This is a genomic window from Paenibacillus sp. J31R30 (genome assembly GCF_059692115.1).
Genome location: NZ_JCAUAV010000001.1, coordinates 546,520 through 569,757, shown reverse-complemented (window position 1 = coordinate 569,757; position 23,238 = coordinate 546,520). Strand labels below are relative to the sequence as shown.

12 protein-coding genes are annotated in these 23,238 nt (G+C 45.6%); 1 reads left to right on the top strand and 11 read right to left on the bottom strand.

Features of this window, described 5'->3' with window-relative positions:
• The first annotated feature begins 130 nt into the window (after positions 1-130).
• Positions 131-2,518 carry a glycoside hydrolase family 2 TIM barrel-domain containing protein gene (locus tag AC58QO_RS01840; RefSeq protein WP_497263520.1) on the top strand — a complete coding sequence of 796 codons (2,388 nt, stop codon included), beginning with the start codon at positions 131-133 and terminating at the stop codon, positions 2,516-2,518.
• A 577-nt stretch (positions 2,519-3,095) separates the two neighbouring features.
• Here AC58QO_RS01840 and AC58QO_RS01835 read toward each other — a convergent pair.
• From AC58QO_RS01835 to AC58QO_RS01785, 11 genes are all read right to left on the bottom strand, one after another.
• Positions 3,096-5,249, bottom strand: coding sequence for an MMPL family transporter (locus AC58QO_RS01835; RefSeq protein ID WP_497263518.1), 2,154 nt, complete (start codon positions 5,247-5,249; stop codon positions 3,096-3,098).
• A gap of 16 nt (positions 5,250-5,265) precedes the next feature.
• Positions 5,266-6,420, bottom strand: a complete 1,155-nt coding sequence (locus AC58QO_RS01830) for an NAD(P)/FAD-dependent oxidoreductase (RefSeq protein ID WP_497263517.1) — start codon at positions 6,418-6,420, stop codon at positions 5,266-5,268.
• Entirely contained in the window at positions 6,417-7,133 is a 717-nt protein-coding gene (locus tag AC58QO_RS01825; protein ID WP_497264364.1) for a methyltransferase domain-containing protein, read from the bottom strand. The genes AC58QO_RS01830 and AC58QO_RS01825 overlap by 4 nt, the downstream gene beginning before the upstream one ends.
• A complete protein-coding gene (locus AC58QO_RS01820) occupies positions 7,126-8,274 on the bottom strand; it encodes a type III polyketide synthase (protein ID WP_497263515.1) in 1,149 nt (382 codons plus the stop codon). The genes AC58QO_RS01825 and AC58QO_RS01820 overlap by 8 nt, the downstream gene beginning before the upstream one ends.
• 169 nt (positions 8,275-8,443) lie before the next feature.
• On the bottom strand, positions 8,444-9,574 hold the full coding sequence (locus tag AC58QO_RS01815) for a glycoside hydrolase family 88 protein (RefSeq protein WP_497263513.1): 1,131 nt from the start codon (positions 9,572-9,574) through the stop codon (positions 8,444-8,446).
• A gap of 28 nt (positions 9,575-9,602) precedes the next feature.
• Positions 9,603-11,201 (bottom strand): response regulator transcription factor, encoded by a 1,599-nt coding sequence (locus tag AC58QO_RS01810; protein ID WP_497263511.1) that lies wholly within the window; start codon positions 11,199-11,201, stop codon positions 9,603-9,605.
• A 17-nt stretch (positions 11,202-11,218) separates the two neighbouring features.
• On the bottom strand, positions 11,219-12,964 hold the full coding sequence (locus AC58QO_RS01805; protein ID WP_497263509.1) for a cache domain-containing sensor histidine kinase: 1,746 nt from the start codon (positions 12,962-12,964) through the stop codon (positions 11,219-11,221).
• Positions 12,965-13,088: 124 nt separating this feature from the next.
• Complete coding sequence (locus AC58QO_RS01800; RefSeq protein ID WP_497263507.1) at positions 13,089-14,429, bottom strand: extracellular solute-binding protein; 1,341 nt, start codon at positions 14,427-14,429, stop codon at positions 13,089-13,091.
• 116 nt (positions 14,430-14,545) lie between these two features.
• Positions 14,546-15,373: a carbohydrate ABC transporter permease gene (locus AC58QO_RS01795; RefSeq protein WP_497263505.1), complete on the bottom strand. Its 828-nt coding sequence runs from the start codon at positions 15,371-15,373 to the stop codon at positions 14,546-14,548.
• A 20-nt stretch (positions 15,374-15,393) separates the two neighbouring features.
• Positions 15,394-16,299 (bottom strand): carbohydrate ABC transporter permease, encoded by a 906-nt coding sequence (locus AC58QO_RS01790; RefSeq protein WP_497263503.1) that lies wholly within the window; start codon positions 16,297-16,299, stop codon positions 15,394-15,396.
• Between the two features lie 470 nt (positions 16,300-16,769).
• Complete coding sequence (locus tag AC58QO_RS01785; protein WP_497263501.1) at positions 16,770-23,192, bottom strand: discoidin domain-containing protein; 6,423 nt, start codon at positions 23,190-23,192, stop codon at positions 16,770-16,772.
• Between the last annotated feature and the right edge of the window lie 46 nt (positions 23,193-23,238).

Sequence of the window (23,238 nt, the reverse complement as noted above, 5' to 3'; positions counted from 1 at the left end):
AATAGCAATTTTGTGCATGTATCTAGCAATTTGATTTATTCACTATCTTCCATACTAATCTTATAATGAAAGCGCAGCAACAAATAAAAGTGCAATTTTGTGGATGCTCAGATGAGAAGGGAGAAAGAAGATGAACAAGAGCAGAATCATTCAACCTATCAATTTGAATTGGAAATTTCTCAGGGGTGATGAGCCCAAAGCTTGGTATAGAGGTTTTGAAGATGCGAGCTGGCGGGAAGTAACCCTTCCGCATGACTGGTCTGTTGAAGAACCTTTTTCACAAGAGCATTCCAGTGGCACTGGTTACTTGCCCGGCGGCATAGGATGGTATCGCAAAAGCCTGGCACTGACTCAGGAATTCGAAGGCAGACGCGTCTGTATCACCTTCGAGGGCATCTATAACAACTCCCAAGTTTGGTGCAACAGCTATTATCTGGGGAAGCGACCATACGGCTATAGCAGCTTTACCTATGACATCACGGATTTCATCTCCTTCGGGAAGCAGGACAATGTGATCTCCGTCAAGGTCGACCATAAGGATATTGCCGACTCGCGATGGTTTACCGGTTCAGGTATTTACAGGGATGTCTATATAACAATCACAGATTCCATACATATCGATCAATACGGTGTTTTCGTTACAACACCGGATGTCTCCGAAGATCAGGCAACCGTAGCCGTTAACGTGCAATTATGCAATGAGTCACAGGCAGATGAGACTATTCAGCTTACAAACACCCTGTGGGATGCCAACGGGAAACAGATTCGTTCTGTAAGTGATGCTAGCGTCATTCCGACTGGCTCCAAGACGGCGTTGACTCAAATGATCACGGTAAATAACCCCAGCCTATGGTCCCCGAGCTCGCCTGAATTGTACGTATTGTGTACAGAAATTAGAAAAGACGGCGAACTCATTGATCATGTCAACACACCCGTAGGCATTCGTTGGTTCGAATTTGATGCAGATAAGGGATTCTTCTTAAATGGCGTGAATATGAAAATAAAAGGCGTTTGCGTCCATCACGATGCAGGAGCACTTGGTGCCGCAGTTCCCGAAAAGGTATGGGTACGCAGACTCCAGGCGCTGCAGGAAATGGGCTGCAACGCCATCCGAATGAGCCATAACCCGCCTGCTCCGACTTTGCTCGATTTATGCGACCGAATGGGCTTTCTCGTCATTGATGAAGCCTTTGATGAATGGGAAGGCGTGAAGCATAAATGGTCCACTGGACACAATGTTTACCCGCCGAAGCATTTTGGCTACTATGAAGATTTCCCGCAGTGGGGCGAAGTGGACATTAAAGAGATGGTGTTGCGGGATCGCAACCATCCGTCCATCATTCTCTGGAGTATCGGAAACGAGGTTGATTATCCGAACGATCCTTACTGCCATCCCTATTTCCAATCGATGACTGGTAATAATGATGCCAATAAACCTTCAGCTGAACGCGAATATGATCCGAATAAACCGCAAAGCGATAGGCTGACAACGATTGCCAAACGGCTTGTGCGCTATGTGAAGGAATGCGATACAACTAGACCCGTCACGGCAGCATTGGCTTTTCCGGAATTGGCGAATTTGATTGGCTATGCCGATACGCTCGATGTAGTGGGCTACAATTATAAGGAGCATCTCTATGAGGAAGCGCGGCAGCAATATCCGAATCGGGTTACCTTGGGCAGTGAAAATAGTGCTAGCCTAGAGGCATGGCTTGCCGTCAAGGACAACGATGCGATCTGTGCGCAATTTATTTGGACCGGAATCGATTATATGGGCGAGGCCAAAGGTTGGCCGGTGCGGGCTTCGCAAGCCGGATTCATGGATCTTGCCGGCTTCAAGAAAGCCAGCTACTATTTCCGTCAGAGCCTCTGGTGTCAGGAACCGATGGCGTTCCTTGCTGCCGTGCGTAAAGATGATCCCGCGTATGCAGGCAACAAAAGATGGCACGGTGGTGCTCCCCACTGGAACTGGCAAACAAACGACCAGCTGGACGTCATCTGTTATACCAACTGTGAAGAAGCGGAGCTCTTCCTCAATGAGCGGTCACTCGGACGCAAGCAGCTCAAGGATTCGCCGCAAGGCTACCTGTGTTGGGAAGTGGGCTTTGAAGAAGGCATGGTGCAAGTTGTATGCCAAAGCCATGACGGCACCCAAACCTCTTACGCATTGCAAACGGTCTCCAAACCAGAACAGCTGGTCATGCGCGTAGATGCTGCTGAATTGAACGCTGATGGACAGGATATTGCCCATGTGGAGATCGAGATCACCGACAGCCATGGAAAGCCCGTTTACCTGGCTGATGATCTCATCAAGCTATCCATGGAGGGTCCTGGTGAGCTCATTGGTTTGGAAAATGGCGATGCGCAGGATCTGGAGCCGTATAGCTCTGCATTTCGAAAAGCCTACCATGGCAGGCTGCTCGCCTACGTTAGAGCTGGCATCACGCCTGGCCAGATCATCGTGAGCGCAGATGCGCAGGGCTTGGCATCCGCCCGGGCCGTCATTAATGTGAAATAGTCCTTGATTGCGAAGGGGCCCCATGCCATGTATGTGGCTTCTGTAAGCGTGTTTTTCAACGTTACAGCGTGGAGGGCATTCGGATTCGGCCCGTTTCGCTTCTGTAAGCGTGTTTTTCAACGTTACAGCGTGGAGGGCATTCGGATTCGGCCCGTTTCGCTTCTGTAAGCTGTTTTTCAACGTTACAGCGTGGGGGGCACTCGAATTCGGCCCGTTTCGCCTCTGTAAGCGTGTTTTTCAACGTTACAGCGTGGAGGGCATTCGGATTCGGCCCGTTTCGCTTCTGTAAGCGTGTTTTTCAACGTTACAGCGTTAGGGTACTCGGATTCGGGCCCGTTTCGCTTCTGTAAGCGTGTTTTTCAACGTTACAGCGTGAAGGGCATTCGGATCCGGGCCCGTTTCGCTTCTGTAAGCGTGTTTTTCAACGTTACAGCGTGAGGGCACTTGATTCTGGTCTATTCTGCCTCTGTAGCATGTGTATTCTTCAAGTATTCGGACAAACAGAGGAGCTAAGCGCAAACACGCTCAGCTCCTTTTCCATTCCAATATTGGCTTTGGAACAACCTTTTCTATTACCTTATGTACGCGTTTTATTCACACGCGGCCCCCACCAGTTCCATTTGCCGAGGATGACCATTAATGCGGGTACAAGCACCAGCCTGATCACCGTGGCATCGATGAAAATCGCCGCCGCAATGCCAATCCCCAGCTGTTTCACACCTACTACATCTCCGAATGCAAATGGCAAGGTGACCGCAATCATGATAGCCGCAGCCGAGTTGATGATTTTACTGATTGAGCCCAAGCCAACAAGCACAGCGCGCTGATTATCTTGTGTTCGTTGGTACTCCTCGTAGATCCGCGAGACTAAGAATACACCGTAATCCATCGAGATCCCGAAGGCCAGCCCAAAGATGAACACAGGAATCATAATGGCAATCCGACTCGGTTCCAATCCGAAATGCCCCTCCTCGAATAACCACGCTAGAATCCCGAATGATGCCCCTAAGCTCAATAGGTTCATGAGAATTGTTTTGAGGGGGATGAGAATGGAACGGAAGGCGATGAATAACACCACATAATTCGAAACAAGGATGAACAGGAGTACATATTTTAAATTGTCAAAAATATCGTCGTTAATCTCCTGCTGATACTTCGCTTCACCGCCAAGCAGGAATGGAAGTGCGGCAGATGTGGCCCCTGCTTTTTCCCAACGTCTAAGCCAATCCATCACTTGCTGTGAGGAAGGCTCACCCTTCAATCGAATGTGAACGAGCATTTCATTCCCTTGAACGAAAGCTTGAAAAATTCGCTCATATTTCACTCGAACAGCTGGATTGTTGAATACGGCATACAGTTGATCATACGGCATTCGCATGTTCGAAAAAACCGAGTTCACCCCTTCAACGAGCGACTCTCTCTCTAATTTTTGAATTAGCGAAGCTGCGTTCTTCCAATCATTGAGGGTCAATGAGGAGGTTGTCCCTCTCGCAATGAGATAGACATCTGATCGTGTACGCGAACCGAAGTGAGTTTGATAGGTCTCGAAAGCTGCCCGGGACGCGTAGCCCTCAGGTAAGGAGGTCGCGTTGGGAATCGCCACTTGCATCTTCGTCAGCGGCAAGAAGCAAGCAATGAGGATACAGGCAGCGAGCATACTCATCTGGACTGGTTTTCTCATCACGAAGCGTGCCATGGCAAACCAGAGATTGCTTTTACCCTTCTGGGGATAAAGCGGTTTACGTTCGGCTCGAATGGCCGGCCACCACAGGGTTAGAAGCGCCGGAACTAGCGTCAATGAGAGCAGGACCGAAACGGTTAATACGGTCATTGCACCAATAGCAATCGTCGAAAATATGGGAAGTGGTATGAACAAGATGCCCATAAGGCCAAGGAAAACACTCAGCGCAGAGAATAACACGGCTCTTCCAGCTGTTGTCATCGTCGTCATGACGGCTTGTCCAATAGAATTCACATGGATTTCCTCGCGGAAACGACTAACCATCATCAAGGCAAAATCAATGCTAAGCGCCAAACCCACCATTGGAATGACATTCAGCACAAAGTTAGACAAGTCGATCCGTGTCCCCATCCACACCATCATACCCATCGTGCCGGAGACTGCGATTACGCCAATAATAATGGGAATCAAGGCCGAGGTCATTCCGCCAAAAGCCAACCAAAGAATTAGAAAAGCTACCGGAAGACCAATGCTTTCCGCTTTTCGCAAATCATGCTCACTCGCTCGATTCACGTCTTCCTGAACGGCCGACTTCCCCGTCAGTTGCACGGTCATATCGCGATGCTTCGGCAGACGTGTTTGGAGCTCATGCAGAACAGGCTTCATTTCGTGCGGACTTTGCTGAAAGCCCAGCAGTGCATAGGCGTGGTCCCCTTGTATCATCCCCTCCCGTTCGAGTGGAGATACGATTTCGATTAACCCTTCCATGCCACGTAAGGATAATAGATCTTGTTGAATGAACCGCTCAAATTGCGGGGAGGACATAGATGTTTTTTTCTCAAACACAAGAATGACGGGGTTCGCTGGGATGTGAAAATCAGAGGCAAGCGTTCGTTCGACTTGTGCGTAAGCGCCATCCGAGATCAAACCATGATCCTTCAGCACGTCAGGCAGTTTAGGGGCGTAGAAACCAAAATAAAAGAAGAATAGGACCCAGAATAGGAGGATCGTTTTGGGATAACGAAGAGATATCACGGCAAGTTTCTGCAAGGTCCTCCCCCTCTCCTTACAACTCGGTTTCCTTTAGTCTAGTCGCTTGAACCAAACGATTGGCTAATCCAGGTGTATACTTAGCAGCAGCAAGCATAATATGCGGCAGATACGGCACAGCCAGCATCCCCTGCAACAAATGTCCCCACCTCAAGGGTCCCTTGAACTCCCGGTGAATAGCCTGCGTATAGTCCCGCTCCCACCCCGCCAAGGTGATCTCCCCCTTTAAATACCGGGATGCGAGCGGTGCGCATATCCCCGCCGAACGTAGCGCCATTGACATCCCGTCACCGCAGAGCGGCGGCAGCATCATAGCGGCGTCTCCCAATCGTGGATACTTATCCCAAGCAAGTGGGCTGCGGTTTAGCTTCACAGGCGCAACTGCTGCCTGCGTGCCTTGAACAGACTGGGCAGAAGCTAGCCGCTGGGACAGCTTACCATGCCTGAGAGAAGCGGCTTCAATTAACCCTAAGATCGATTTCTCTGAATGTTGAAAAGCCTCACGTTCCAGTAAGGCTGCTACGTTGACTCGTCCATCTTCAATAGGTGAAATTCCCAAGTAACCTCCCTCAAAAAAATAAAGCTCCACAACACCGTTCATTTCGATCCCTGTAAAATGAGATTTCACACCAAGATGCGTACCCTTGATGGAGGCCGCATTTGACGGACGTTGACCATGTTGACTGGGAAGACCAACTACGCCAGTTGCTGCAATGACCGCTCTCACATGGTATCCGTGAACATGCCCATGCTGTTTCGCCTCAATGAAATATCCTTGATCACTCGGTTTCACAGCAGTCACCGTTGTTTCTGTCTCCACCTGTACACCTGAGCGCAATGCAGCATGATGCAGAGCCGAGTCAAGCTGGTAGCGGCTAACTCCCCAAGCCGTTCCTGGGAGAGTAATCTGTAAAGGTTGTCCCCGACCAAGGATCAAGCTTGCCCGACGAATCGCACTTGGTTTCAGGGCTGCGACGGCTTTCCGCAATCCAAGCTTTTTGAGCATGGATAGGGATTCTGGGGACAGAAATTCCCCGCAAACCTTATGTCGCGGGAATGCCTTACGATCGAACAATACCGTATCCCAGCCTTGATCGGCTAAGGCCTTAGCCATCACACTACCCGCGATACCTGCCCCGATAACGGCTACATCATAGCTGTGTGTCATCATGCCCGCTCCCTTTTCACAATCACGACAGCATACCTGAACAAGGGTCTCCAGGAAACCAACATATCTGATAGGCCCAACGATTTACGGAGATTTGTCCAATCTCTAGCTCGAAAGCCTTTGGCTACAGACAAGGGGCCGTCATTCAAAATGTAGCGGTTCTTAGAGATGATCCGAGCCGTGACCCACACAGCAGCCCAAGCGATCCAATGCCGATGAATATCATTGATAACGACACCTAATCGGGAGGCCTTCAGCATGCAGCCCACAACTTGAGGGAGCTCCGTGTTGGTAAAATGGTGCACAAACTGTGTGCCCGTCGTGATATCCACCCCATTTTCCGGAAGCTGAAATAGACTGCTCCGCATCACATGAACGCGTGGCTCCGCCCGGAAAAGCTCCCTTGCCTCAGCGCAAGCTTCCTCGGTAATGTCAACGAGCGTAATCGTAAGCTCTACCCCATGCTCGTCCGCCCATCGCAATAGGTGCCGATTGACGTCTCCCGAACCAGATCCAACATCGAGAATCGTTAAGGACTTTGGCTTGCCCGCTTGCAGCCATAAGCGCTTAAAGCCAAATAAAGTTGGCCCCGCAGCACCAAATATGCGATTAAGCAGGCGCAAATGCTGCAGGGCTTGTCGAAGCTCAGGGCCACCTGACGAGAAGTCATCCATTAATTCATGCTGCACAGCCCGTTGTTTGAGCCCATTAAACATAGGTTTCATCTAACTTCTTTTCATGATGGGCAGGCATACCCAGATATGTAATTTGAATCATCTCGCATGTAAGTCCGGGTCCAAATGCGAGGGAAATCCCACTTGTTGGTCCTGCTCCGCGATTCGCGAGCTCCTGCCTGGTTTGATCTAATACAAAAAGAATCGTCGCAGAGGACATATTGCCATAATTGCGCAATACCGTTCGGCTCGGACGCGTTTCATCCGCTGATAATCCGTAAACCTCCTCCAGCGTATCGATAATCCCTTTCCCGCCAGGATGAATCGCCCATATCTCCGGTTTAGGACCTCCAGCAAGCAGATGCTCTATTTGTTCTGGGATCCATGTCCCAATTAATTTAGGAATATTCGGCGACAGATACAGGTCAAAGCCATGATTCCCTACATCCCATTTCATTTCATCCGCACAATCTTGTAGCAGTATAGAATGATCGTTCCCTAATTGAAAAATGGAAGATTGCTTCTCACTGCTGACACCAACCACACAAGCAGAAGCACCATCTCCGAAAAAGGATGCACCGAATAGCGCTTCGCGATCACTAGAAGGCTGAATGTGAAGTGTACACAGCTCCACACAGACGACTAGTATTTTTGCTGTCGGATTGCTGGAGGCGATTTGGCGGGATAAACAAACAGCCTTCAATCCAGCCGCACATCCGAGGAAATTGAAAGGAATACGATTGACATTGGCGGCTAGTCCCAATTGATGCGTTAATGCTGCATCTAGTCCTGGAAGGAACTGTCCTGTACAGCTTACGGTAATCAGATGCGTAATGTCAGACACGTCCACTTTGGCATCGTTCAAAGCTGTATTGGCCGCCTGCAAGGCTAATGGCACAGACTCTCGCTTATAGGTAGCCATTCGGTCAGAAGTCGATGGCGCTTGATAATTGGTTTGAGAAAAATACCGACAGTTTTCAGCTGTTTCCAGCAGGTTAGGCTCACAGGTGTATCTGGTTTCTACGCCGCATTGCTTGAAAATTTTCTTCGCCCAACGCGCGGAGTTAGGGTTGTCACGTAAGGCTTCCGTTAATCGGTGTGAAGTATCTGCTTGATCTAGACGGAATTCAGGCACAGCGGTGCCAATCCCAAGAATCGCGATAACCTGGTCTTCTTGTTTCATGATATATTCTCATCCCCTTCGCTCATTCAATTCTTGGCTGGACATGCAGGTCACTTTACACATATCTATTCAAGAAACGCAGGGGATATGAGAGAAATTTCCATCAAAGGGTTATTGAAATCAAAAAGAACCCTGCCATCTTTCACAGGGTTCTCAGCTATTGCAGTGATTACCAGAGCACTTCCTTCTGGCCCTTCAGCTTCGTCAATGCTTCCACGAAGAAGAAGTCGCCATAAATAATCGGAATATGATTCGGATAACGTTCAGACTTGTAAAAGATGGTGCCCTTCATGACGAGACCCTCTTCATTTTCGTTATCCCATGCCCCGTAATTTTCGTACAGTGATCTTACGATTCGCTCGCCTGCTTCTCGATAAAGTGAAGCCTCCCATTCAGGCACCTCGTTCGCAATCTCAAGTAGACCACTTGCTGCGCATGCTGCAGCTGACGTATCTACGCAATCTTGTTCCTCCTTCGGAGCACGAAAATCCCAGTATGGCACACTGTCCTCTCGTAATCCCGAAATGAAGAAATGGGCAATACGCTTCGCAGCATCCAGGTACCGTTGCTCTCTTGTATAACGATACGATAGCGCAAGACCATGAAGTGCCCATGCATTTCCTCTGGACCATGCGGAATCCGGCGAATAGCCTTGTCCCGCCCGAACCTCCACGCGTTCTCCGGTATGCGGGTCAAAGCACACGATATGACGCACAGATCCATCTTCGCGAACAAATTCGCGCAGCACTGTGTCTGCATGTGCCATGGCGATGAACTTAAATCTCGGATCATCCAAGGTCTCAGATGCCCAGTACAGAAGCGGCAAATTCATGGTACAGTCAATGATTGCCCAACCCGTACGTCGATCTGTCGTATTGTCCGGCCAAGCGCGAATGAAATTGCCCTTCAAGTTGAATCGTCCTGCCAGATGGCTTGCCGCAATCAACCCTCTTCGTTTCGATTGCTCATTCCCTGTAAGTTTATATTGTGCTACGGCAGACAGGCTCCAGATAAACCCCATATCATGATCCAACTGGTAAAAGTTTTCCAGAACCACATCCAATTGCGCTTCACATGAAGCCGCATATTCGGCTAATTTTTCGTCCCCGGTTTCCCGGTACATTAACCATAATAAGCCTGGCCAAAAACCGCTTGTCCACCACTCGGGCTTCGTGCTGTCATACTTCCCGTTCACGGTAATATGGGGAAAGGCTGCTTCGATGCGTCTACTTGTTTTCCTAACCTTCGCTACCGTACTGTCCCATGCCTCATCCAACCAAGATTTACTAACATGTGTCATCGCTTCTCGCTCCTCAGTCATAGTCTATTCATTTCCTTGCATACTCCGCAGGCGTGACGCCGATCTGATTTTTAAACGTTCTGACGAAATAGCTTTTACTCTCGTAGCCGAGTAATTCTGACAGTTCATCAATCGTTTTATTCGATGAAATCAACCACTCCTTGGCTTTATCCATCTTCATTCGGGTGACAAATTCAATAAACCCTTCACCCGTTTCTTTCTTAAATAATCGGCTGAAATAGCTTGGATTGAGCTCTAATCTTTCAGCTATTTCTTCCAAGGTTATTTTCTTATTCAGATTCATTTCCGCATAGCGCTGTGCTTCAGCAATTTCCACGCGAAGCGATTGGTTCGATATTTGTTTCATCACATGAACACAATCATGCAAATAATCAGACATCCAATGCTTAAGCTCGTCCAAAGTCTCTATGACATTCATCTTTTTGTGTGAGATCTCCATGGCATAATACGATTGAAACCGTTGAATTGACCTCAATCTTACCTGCAAATCCATCATAATTTTCAGAAAAAAGCTTTTCACAACATCAGGTTGATAGCGCTCTTGGTTGATCAACTCAAACCATTGTTCTAAACTAGGACCGATTTGTGATTCGGCTTGTTCCAAAATAAGACGTTTACAAGCTTCAGAAATTTCCGCATAACGAGCGAACATATCTTCTTGTGAAAAAGAAGTAGGCAATTGCTTCAATTTGAGAATATCCAAATTCCGCAAATAAAATCGTTGATCTGACGATTGCGTCAGCAGCTTTAATTGCTTTTTCAATTCGCCTGGTGCAGCGATAACATCTCCGATAATAAATGAGGTATCCACTTTGACATACTTGGACAATACTCTTTGGATGAGCGCTAAGGTATCTCTAATCGTCTGATACACATTGACCACTAAGGAATTATGAGAAGGAAACAGCAGGATCGTTTCATTGGCTTGATACGGGAATACGATGGCCGCGCTCGCGTCCACGACTTCATTCAAAATATTTTCAATGGCAAATTTCAATGTATCTTCCGATTGGAAACGCGCTAAGGTTCGCTGATACTGATTAACAAAGCAAGTCACAGGTACGACATGTGTTGAACTTAATCCACAAGCTTGTATCGCTTTGGCCCACTCTTCATCACTAAGGATAGGTTGCTGCAGGATGGAACGAATGAACTTTTCCTTGAACATAAACTGCTGCTGCTCGGCGATTTGCTTGAAGCGCTCTGTATGCTCTCTTGCATGTCTCGCTTGATCCAAATTTTCGATCAATTTGCTTAGGATGGGTAAAATGGTTTGCGCATTTAAAGTTTCTTTCAATACATATTCATGCACATTTAATTTAACTGCCGTTTGGGCATATTGAAAATCATTATGGCAGGAAAGAATGACGGCATGCAGATCCTTATGCTCTTCCTGTAACAGCTTTATTAACGCTAAGCCGTCCATTTCAGGCATACCGATGTCCGTTATTAGAATATCTGGATAATTAACTTTAGCTGCGTTGTAAGCTTCCAGACCATCTTCATACATGCCCACGAGCTGCAAGCCGAGTCCTTCCCACGGAACAATTTCTTGTAAATAGGAAAGAACCAAGTAATCATCGTCAACAAGCATCACCTTATACATGTGTCCTCGCCCCCTTGCTATGCATTCGGAATAAATAACGTAATGGTGGTCCCTTTTCCTAGCTCTGAATGAACTGACATCTCGAACTCCTGCCCGCACATGATTTTTAATCGTTCATAAACATTTTTTATACCAATTCCTGATACTTTGGAGTGGTGTTTAGGAGCTTCACTCTGATTAAGCTCCGAACGTTCGTATAAACCATCGGTAATGGCTGTCAATTGCTCCGCTGTCATCCCCGTACCATCATCTTCAATCGAAATGACATAGCCCGCTTCTGATTTTCTGGCGTCAATCATGATCAACCCGCGCTTTTGTTTTAAACCATGTATGTACGCATTCTCAATAATCGGCTGTAACGTAAATCTTGGTAACTGCTCCAGAAGTGTCTCTGTCTCTAAATTCACAATCAAGTCAATTCCCTCTTTGTGCCTGAAATTCATGAGCTTGATATAATGCTGAACCGTCTGTACTTCTTCGTGCAGCGAGACAAATTCATTATTCCGATTGATCGTCATCCGCAATAAATTTGATAATGAGCTGATTAATTCTGCGCCTTCTTGATCACCTCGCATTTCAATACGAATTCGCATTGAGTTCAAAATATTAAACAAAAAGTGAGGATTGATCTGCGCTTGCAGCAAATCAATTTCCGCCTTGTGCTTCAGCTGTTGTTCCATGGTAATTTGCTGGATCATGCGTTGAATATGATCTAACATATTATCGAAGGATTGACCCAACCTACCAATTTCATCGTCTCCACGGATATGCGATCTGACAAACAAGTTACCAGAATCTACATTAGCAGCAACGCGATCTAATTTGATAATCGGCCGTGTAAACCTTCTGATAATATAAAATAAAAACACAGAAAACATAATCATAAAGGCGCATTGTACAAAGAAATTAATCCGATATAGATAACTAAATTTGGCAGCCGCTTGCTTGAACGGTGTAAGGCTAACGATTTTCCAATCTGCGAAGCGAAGATCATGTTTGTTAGCTAAATACTTTACATCATTGATTGTGATGATATCTGCAGCTTTCCCCTCTGAAAGAAGATCCAGATACGGAAAGGTTTTGCCAATTTGACTTTCATCCCGATGTGAAACTAATACGCCATTCGCATCCATCAAAAAGATGTCACGACTTAGATCATATTTCTCAAGGATGGGGCTAATCTGCTTAACCGATCTGCTGACTAGCACTTGACCGGGCGGCAATTTACTACTCACCTTGAAATTTCTAACCACAGTTAAGAGGCTTGGTGTATTCCCTGTTTCGGGTTTCACATAATTAGGTTGAATGCCTGCCCAATAGGTTTGATTTACTGGTTTATCTCTGATCTCAGTTAGCCAATCTAATTGAAGCAAAGAAGTCGCATTGCTATCATTCGCTGGATAATTGGTAAATGAAAAGCCATCTGGCATCATGATCGTAATGTAGGTATTCTCACCGGAGACAGACATATTTTGCAGCCGATTAATAATCTGGCGATATTTCAGTACATCGATGACCCCGGTATCATTCAATCCATACCAGACTTCCTTTAACTGCGATTCCATTTCCGTATCCGAGAAGATGGAATTCAGAAAGTACATCATATTGCTGCTCATGTTTGAAATAAACAAATCGATGACATTCAGACTTTCATTCGCTTTTTCTTCCGCCTGATTCTTAATAATATCTTGCGTTATGTAGTTCGTAACACCCAATGTAATGAAGGCTGGTAGGATTAGACATAGTAATGAAGAGAGAATCAACTTCTTTCTCCATGAAATTTTGTAAGTTCGAATGATCTTCCCCTCCTTCCTTCATTATATAGGGTAAAAGGAGAATGCCAATTGGCATCCTCCTAGCATTTATTTCCAATTTCATTGGAATCCTTTACTTTTTATTCGCGTCTACGATTTTCTGCAAGGAAGTTTTGAGCGCCGTCATCGTCGTATTAATGTCAGTTTTACCTAGCAAGTATTTCTCTGCTTCAGCGACATAAGCCTTTTCCAATTCAGCTAGATAATCCGGAACAACAGCCGCTTTACCAAATTTAGAGACAGACAATGTGTACACAAGTGACTCTTTATCAATAAGCTCTGGTTTCAAGGATTGCTTAATAATAACATCCAATTCTTTGTTAAGGTCGCTCTTCTTCCAGGAGGACAGTCCACCTGTCAGTTTCAGAGGAATGCCTTCGGTTGTAAGGAATCTCAAGAATTTATAAGCTTCCGCTTTATGCTTGGAAGTAGCTGAGATCACCAGTGGATTCGAGGCTCCATTGGAATAAAACTCGTCCGTTTTGGCATTTTTCGGGATTGGCGCGAACACCGATTTGAATGTTACTGGAAGTTTATCCGTACCACCAGCTTCGGAGGCAAGGAATGAACCAATAGGAATCATAGCCGCTTTTCCACCAAAATATTGATTACGATATGGAATTTTCTGCGAAATAACATCTGAGTAGGAGGCAGCCGTTTTATCTACATTTTGCGACTGATTCATCAGCTCTAGGGATTTCTTGAAATTAGGATTGTCCAAATTCAATGCGGAAGCATCGTCTTTCATCAGACCTTGATCCGCTGGCAAGCTAAGTGTGGTCAACCGGAAAAATTCTTTAAACGTATGGAAATGCGTACCATATCGTTTTGTTGCGCCTTCACCCTTCGTCAGTTTCTTCGCATAGTCTGCAAAATCATCCCATGTCCAATCTTTCGGAACAGGCAGCTTAGCTTCGTCCAAGAAATCTTTGTTCAGCATCACTAGCTGCTGTTGGAAAATACCTGGAAGTGCATAAATCTTGCCATTTAACGCCATGTCACTTTTGTATTCATCGGCAAACTTAATGCCTTCTTTCGCGATGTAACTATCGAGTGGTTCGTAATTCGTTTGAGCACGCTTCGCATAGTTCGCCATGCTGTTAATTTCAATAACGTCCATGTCCTCGCCGGAAGCACTCAGAATGTCCAACTTCTTCATCGTTTCCGTCGCATCATTCTCCACAACGGTGTTCACTTCTACTTTGATGCCTGGATTTTTGGCTTCGAAAGCTTTAATCACATTCTCATAATCCTTAGCTGGCGTCCAAGTATGATATTTAATCGTAACTTGCTGTGCCGGCTTCGTTGCAGATGCTGATTCCTGCGTTTGTTTCGTTTCTGTGTTTCCGCAACCTGCGGCCATTCCTGCGACGAGAAGCATTGACATTCCTGCAGCGATCTTCTTCGTATTCATAAAAACCTAGCCCCCTTATAGTATGTTGCACACGCTTTCACAACCCTAATTTATCACAGTCAATAATTTCTAAAAATGAACTATTTATACATTTTTGATAATTTCTTTACACTTATCTACCCCTTAACGCCACCTGTTGAAATCCCCTCAATCACTTGCTTCTGAGCAAGAATAAAAATGATCACCAAAGGGATAATGGCCGAAACGGCACCAGCCATCATTAAGGAATAATAAGCTCCGCTTGCACTTGCAAACTTTTTCATTGCTAACTGCAATGTCGCCATATTATCCGTTTTCAAGAAAATAAGCGGGTTCGTATAATCATTCCACGTCCATATAAATCTTAATATAGCGTATGTTGCCAGTGATGGTCGAACAAGCGGCATGGCAATATGTGTAAACACTTTCAAATGGTTGGCGCCGTCTATTTTCGCTGATTCAATAAAATCTTGATGGATGCTTAAGAAAAACTGTCGTAACATAAATGTGCCCAAGGCGCTGAAAGAACCTAGTAAGACCAATCCGAGATGTGTATTAAATAACCCCAGATGCTTAAAGACGATAAATTGCGGCACGATGATTGAGAAATGCGGAATCATATAGGACGAAAGAACAATCAGGAAGATGAAGTCTCTGCCTTTGAAGTGAATTTTCGAAAAGCCATACGCTGCTAGGCTTGAAACGAGAACCGAAGTGATCGTTGTGAGCACGCTAACTTTAATCGTATTCCAGTAGTATAACGAGAATGGATACTTTCCGCCCCATATTTCCTTATAATTAGCTACGATGCTCCACTTCTGAGGAATCCATTCGATCGGGAAGTTAAATACATCAATTTCCGGTTTAAAGGATGTGGAAAGCATCCAAATAAAAGGGAGCAAAAATAGGATGCCTATTAGAAACATGACCGCAGTCAACATGATTTTCATAACATTTATTTTCATGGCTACACCTTTCTGACGAATTAATAGTTAACCCATTTCTTTTGTCCATACCATTGAATCGTTGTAATGACCATGACACAAGCGAATAAGAACCATGCCATTGCTGATGCGTATCCTGTCTTCAAATCCTCGAAAGCGGATTTATATAAGTAATATACAATGACCGAAGTGGAGAAGGAAGGACCACCCTGAGTCAGTACGGCAATGATGTCGAATACTTTGAAGCTGGCGATAACTCCTGTGATTAAAAGGAAAAAGGTGGTAGAGGAAACCATCGGAAGTGTTATATGTTTAAACTTACCGAAGTTACCCGCTCCGTCAATTTCAGCTGCTTCGTAAAGATCCTTGGGGATTGCTTGTAAGGCTGCCAAATACACAATAAGTGCAAATCCAATATGTACCCAAATCATAATGATCATAACGGATGGAAGCGCAAAAGTTAAATCTGCTAACCACTTCGGTGGATCTGTGATGCCAAGCGCAATCAATGTTTGGTTAACAGGTCCAAGCGATGGATGGAACAACACCTGAAATACGACCGCAACCGCAACGATACTTGAGATATAGGGCATAAAGAACACCACTTTGAAGAAGCTTTTGAAGTACACATGCTTATTCACGGTGACCGCCAACAGTAAGGAAACGATAAGTTCGATTGGTACCACTAGGATCAAAATCAAGTTATTCCGTACCGACTTCATAAAATATTCGTCTTGGAACAAATGACTATAATTCTTTAGGCCGGCGAACTTCATATGATCTATAGTTGTAACAAAATTCCAATCCGTAAAACTGATAATAAATGAAGCCAACGTAGGAATCACCGTTAGGATCAATAATCCGATCAGCATTGGAGATATGAACATGATCCCCGCGTAGGTTTCTTTCAATTGAAGTTTATTTCTTCGCTTTATGACTTGACTCATCTGCCCCATCCCTTTCTTTTTTTATCATTATATAAAGAATGGGGAGGCACTCGTAAGTTACAATCATGTCATTTTTGATAATAAATTTACATTTGGCGTGCATGAGACATCCTTAAGTTGCAAACTGCAACCAGCCTACTCTCCATCTACTGAGAAATGCCAAAGTGCAACTTTTCTCTATCAAATACACGATTTCATCTAAAATTGATGCAAAAAGGCATCAATTTCTGTAAGTTCAGCTCTGTTTAGACCTTTTCGCCCCCAAAAGATGCCTTTTTGCATGTATTTAATAAGTTGAAGTGATTACCCATGAAAAGGATGCTCTTTTGCATTTTTGCCATCTGTGAACCGAACCTAAATAAGGGGTAAGCTTCGCTTACCCCTTAAACATATCAATTTTTCTGATATTTGAACAAAAAGATCACACAGGCGCGATCGATCCTCCCTGTGTGATCCTATTCGATTACAAATTAGTTGCTGTATTTGTTATATAGGCGATAGATCAGTACAGCCGCTTCCGCTCTGGATAGCAGTCCCGTCGGATTCAGCCCTTTGGCATCACCTTGAATCAACTCTTCCTTCACCATCATGGCCACACTGCTTGCTGCATAGGAAGCTATATCCTTATGATCTGCAAAGCGCTTCAGATCTTGAAATTCGCTGCCATTCAGCTGTGTCGATACGGCTCGTAAAGCACGGGCTGTAAGTACCATCATATCCTGACGAGAGATGGGTGCATGAGGTACGAAGCGATTGCCTACGTCTCCCTCTGCAATACCAAGCTTCACTGCAGCAGCAACAGCATCGTAATAGTAATCCGATACTGAAACATCTGTGAAGCCATGCCCAGTCATTCCTTTAGCATCGGTTAGACCTAAAGTTTGAATGAGCATCAGCAAGAAATCCGCTCTTGAAATATCCGCCAATGGATGAAACGTCGTTTCCGAAGTTCCCGATATTATCCCTTTGGCAGCGAGGACTTCGATCTCATGTTGTGCCCAATTCACTTGTTGGAGATCATCAAACGATTTCTTCGTATAACTAACTGCGTATTGGCTGAAATGCGTCGTCGTAAATGTAACTGTGCCGGTTGCCAGATAATATTTGCCATTCGCTACCGCTTGAATATGGCCTTGACCATCTACATACCAGACAACAATATGCTCTGGATTCGCTAATTCTTCCGGTGTAGGCTTGTAAGGAATGACGATTGTTACTGGTGCATTCGGGTTATCCCATGCGATCGTCTTGTCATTCACCTTCACGTTCAAATCAAGGAATGGGCGGTCGCCTATGGACGACCTGACTTTCTCCTCAAGCTTCGACTTGTCCGCTTTCGCAATCGAAATCGATACGTAAGGTGAATTCCCCACTTCATCAGCACGCAACAGATTAGAAGGGACTGTCATGTTGCCGAATTCAGTCCGAATTTCCCATTTCTGCTTAACATCACCTGAATCCAGCGTGCTCGCCGCAAAACTTAGCTCATAGGCCTTCGCTCCATCCACCTTGGCGAGATCGATCGAAACGTTCCTATCGCCACGTTCGTTTGCCATCACTTTACCGGCTGCTTGTTGAAGTAAATCCTCGGTTAAAGCTGCCTTCGCTATCCCTGTAGAAGCGGTAAGCGTAGGTTTGGCTTCCACACTGACTTCGCCAGATGAATGAAGCTTGATTTGCGGTTCATTCCCACCAGGTGGCTGGACGGCAGTTGGGCTTTCAGGATCAGAATGATCAGAACCTGCAGGATCAGAGCTCCACAATTCCAATACGGGCTGCTCAGCAGGATCACCCTCACGAGAGCTCAACACAACGATATCATTGTCGTTGACTTCCGTATAATTTCTTTTCTCTTTGATGAGTACAAAGGATAGCGGAGAATCCGCATGACGTTTCACAAACTCCGTTACATCCACAGAACTGTATCCACCCGTTTTGGTGAAGGTCATCATACCTAAAGGTTCGGCAGTAGCTCCGAGATCGGTTAAATAAGCAGCTTTAGCATTTAAATTAGGCGCATTACTTCCGGTTATCGTTTCTTCTTTCCATTCCGAATCTGAAATTCCATAGACATTGACGTCGAAATGATCTAACTTTGATGTCTCGTTCAATGTACCGAAAACATTCAGGTTCGCGACTCTAGCTCCCTTAGAGGCTGGGAATTTCAAGTACGCTGCAGCATTATGATCAAGTGTACTCGTACTCTGACGAACGGTCATGCTAGGATTATTCCCAAAGTTTGTAGAAAGCGAAGCCCCTAATGAGACTTGGGCATCTTCACTTGCCTTAACTGTAATCGGCTTGGTCATTGGTGCGCCTTTGGAAACGGTGACTAACCACACACTTTGTTTGGGCTGCATGAGCGTCAGTTTCTTATTCGCAGCTAATGGAGCTCTGTACACGACACCGCCAAAGCTCGATCCGCTAACCTCCCGAATGGATACTAAATTCCCTGGGTTTACATCTAAAGCTGACAAGTCAATGGTTGTTCGGTAATCAACTTGGTCACTGGTTTGCGGCATCCAGATGTAATAATTGGACGTTACAGGATCAAAAGCTGTCGAAGCCTCATAATTCGTATCATACTTCGCGACCGCGGTTGTGGCATATAAATCACGTTCATTCTTGAAGCCTTCTGCAAATAGACGCGTCACTTCGGCATTCTTCGTCGGTCCGCCGATATCATAGACGGGAATTTGATCAGAGGCATACACTTCCCTAATTTTGATAGGTCCACTTGCTGTTGAAGTAAATCGCAGCTTATTCGTGGTCACCGGGTTGATGACGTCACCTGCTGAGTTATTCGCATTCGTCGTAACATTAACAATGTCTTTCCAAGTCATCCCGTCTGCATCTAAATATTGAAGCTTAAAGTTCCCGAAGGTTCCTGTAAATTTATTTAGCGCAGGATCATACAAAGCGTCCCCTAAGTCAATTTTCACTTGTTTGATCGTTTTCGTTTCACCTAAATCAATGTCTAACGTGTGATTGGTACCTGCTCCACTTATCCAGGCAGATCCGTCGCTGGAATCGCCGTCAACAACTTTGCCTGCATTCGCTTGATTGGAGCTCGCCGTTACTGACTTGCCAAGCACAAGATTCTGAGCTGGATCCCTGGAACGGTCATACATAAACATAACGGCATTCCCATTAATGCCTGTGTATACATTGCTGGACTTGAACTGATACATGGCCTGTGCTTTTTTGTCCATTGCAGTCTGCCATGTCATGGCTTCTGTACGAAACACTTTCGGCGTATCCCCGGTTACGTTTAACGTTTTCCAGTTTGCACCAGCAGCATAGTTAAACTCGGTATACATGATCGGCAATGCTTGCTGATTCACAGACTGCGTCTGCATCATACCATGCATTTCATCGATTTCCCGACCATAGTCATCCGCTCCGCTTGAATACGTATGCTTCACAAAGACATCAATGAGATTAAAGTTAACGGCTTCGCCACGATAATTCGTACGGTTGCCATTCATCGTTTGCTTAGCAATATCACTTAAACCACTGGAAGCCAAGGTTGGTCCAGCGAATGTTGCTGTATACTGCGTTCCTTCCAAACGATTCACATCTTCTACGGCACTCTTGACCGCATCCGCAATGATTTTCAGAAAAAAGGTAACCTTGTTAACCTCCTGCGCGCGTTCTTCCGGTGAAGTACTTACCTTCATGAATACCTCTGGTTCATTCGGTCCTTCAAACTTCGTGATGCCATAGTTTTTGGCCAAATAGAAGGCTTCCGCGTAATACGCTTGCCATTTTTTCCACATGATTTGCCATTTCAGAGGGTCCGTATCATTCACATATCCCCCATATACACCATCATGCATCTCCACAATGACATCGAGCCCAAGTGATTTAAACGTCTGCATATTGTAATCGATATTGAATTCAGCCGTACCATCCCAGAGATGGTCAAAATTCGACTTGATAACTGGCCAATTCAGATACGTATTGTCCGTCATATTGCTATCCATTTTCGCCCGCAGGTCGTTCTTCATAGCGTCAAAAGCAGCAACACTATTCACATCCGTTGATCGATTCACATTGCCTTCCGTAATAAAGCGCGTTGGAGAAACCCAATAACGGACTGCATTCACATTCGCATATTTCAGCCAGGCAGGGATATTGTCATTCTTTAGAAAGAAGGAGCCGCTGAATCCTACATTCTTCATCGTTTGACCAACCACCTGATTGGTCACAATAACCGATGCTTCAGTCGGTTGCTTATAAGCGGTGACCTTATAGGTTTTGGTCGTACCATTCTGTGCTTTCACGGTATACAGAACGGGATTTGAGAAATCATTTGCCGTCACGCCGCTCGTTTGAACAGTTCCATTCACTTCGACCCCATCGCCAGAAGTCTCGAAAGTCGCCACGAGATGCGTGATATCAGCAGCTTCAGGAACAATTAACTCGATGCTGTTAGTGTAATTATCATTTATCGTATACATGCCACCAGCGACTTGTTCGATCGTGCGGCTGCTAATCCCAGAGAATATCGTGCCATTTACGCTTGTCGTCAAACCGTCTATACGGAACGACGTCAGTTCCTTGGTATCTCCTTTGAGATCAACTTGAACGGTATACACTCTATTCGTTCCATCAGCCGCCCAGACGGTATAGATAACAGGGGCTGTGAAGTTATTTACTGTAATATCACTCTTTTGCTCTGTTCCGTTCACGGTCACCCGGTTTCCTGTGCTCGTAAAGCTTGCGGCTAGGTGGGTTACATCCGTTCCTACTGGGGCTGTAATCGTAATGCTATTATCGACTATCGTACTGCTTACAGGGGTTACATTATTAAGAGTAAAAGCCGTTATTTCCTTCGCAGTACTGATCTGGGCTTGGACGGTCACCTGCGTGGAAGACTGAATCGCTGGATTCGAAATGCTTCTTGCATGGATAACTGCTGTACCTGCTGCTATCCCAGTTACCAGTCCTTGTTTATCCACTGTAGCCACAGTTGGATCCGATGAGCTCCACATAACACGTTGATCGGCTGCAGTCGGCAGAATGGCTGCCTGCATAGTTTTCAATTCGCCCGATAACAATTGCGTCGGGGAAGGGAGTATAAGCGAAGCAGCAGGCATCGTATTGTTATAGACTTCAATCTCTGCAATGAAAGGCTGATCGAACGTATCGTCCGCCGTCACAACCAATCGCACATATTTGGCTGCAATCGTACTAAAGCTAACTTCTAGCCTTTGCGTAATCGTGCCTCCATCATGCAGCTTGGTCCAATATTGCCCGTCTGTAGACGCATACAGTGAGAAACTCACGGTGCGATACGCGCCGTTGCGAAGCGCCTCTTTTAACACAACTTTATTAAAGAGCGATACTGCTGGCAACTCAATTGTTGCATAATTAGGTACGAAATCCGTACTCATTCTCCGCCAAAATGTATCTTCTTTCCCGTCAACGAGCGTTTCAGGCGGGTTCTTATAAAAGGCTGTACTCGTAGCTGTCGCTTTCGTTCCCAAAGCCATATTAACCGGATTGCCTGAGAGCTGTTTATACACATTGATGGTATAATTTCTGTAGGAGTTGTCATCCGCATAGACCGTATAGGTCACCGAATTCGAGAAATCCTGGCTTGTGATCCCGCTTATAGGTATGGTTCCATTCAACTCCATGCGCTTGCCTAAATAAGTAAAGCTCGGCACTAAGGCCGTCATGTTCGTATCACTAGGAACGACAACATTCACGTTCTCTCCATCGATGTAGGCATTTACTGCCGGGTTCAAGCCGCTGAAAGAAAACGAGGTTAGTTCCTTCTGTGACTCACCGCGACTCGTTACGGTTACGACATATTCCTTGAAAGTTTGATCTTCTGCAACGACTCGATACGTGATGGGTGTAGTGAAATCATTGACAGTTAGGCCGCTTACCTGAAGCGTATTGTTGACGTAAACCGCCTCACCAACCGTCTGAAAATGAGCGACTAATGAGTTAAATGGCACTCCCTCGGGTATCTGAACCGAAATGGTTCCATGACCCTTATCAATACTGCCATTCCATGTGGAGCTCGTGTTATGGAAGCTGAATGCTGTGATCTCTTTTTTATCCGAAACGATAACATTCACATCCGTCTCATAAAAGTAAGTCGCATCCGTGACACTTGTTGCTCTAATCATGGCGTGACCCATGCCAATTCCGGACACATCACCGCTGCTGCTTACTGTCGCTACGGTTGGATCACTAGTTGACCAGCTCACGCTCTGATCTGCTCCAGCAGGTAGGACAGTCGCCGTTAGTTTATGATTCCCGTTTCTGCCCAAGGTGATGGAAGGGTTGTCAATCACCACTCCGCTTACTGCTGGCGGTTTGAGATAAACTTCAAATTCGGAGATGCCTGCAAGGGTTGCACCAGAAGCTGGCATAGGCGCATTCGGTATCCAAAACCGCACGTATCTCCCTTGAACTGTAGTGAAATCAAAGGATCGTGAAGCCGAGCTTCCGATTGAATCCGTTACCCCTGCAGGAGTTTTGTAGACGGAGGTCCAACTGAGCAGATCATTGGAATATTGAAGTTCAAAGTTGACGGGCCTATTGGCGTAATCTGTTGAACTGATATTTGGTGTGCGCAGCTTGATTTGATTGATATACATTGAAGCTCCTAAATCCACTTGAAGCCAAGGTGAAGTATCCGTTGTTGTATGTCTCCAAGCAGTATTCGGGTCACCGTCGAACGCTTTCGTAGTCGACCAAGGACTTGTATTATATGAGGTGCTGGACGCGTACGATTTACCAGCAGCCAAATTGATTGACGCAGCTGCAGCTGTAGCTACAGGAGATATAACACCAGGTATCGTGACATTCACTAACATGGTTACTAAAACGATGAATTGCAAGGCTTTGATCAATCTAAAGCGAAAATTCATTCCTTATTTCCTCCTATCATTCTTGTCAATCGTGGATAGAGAGTGC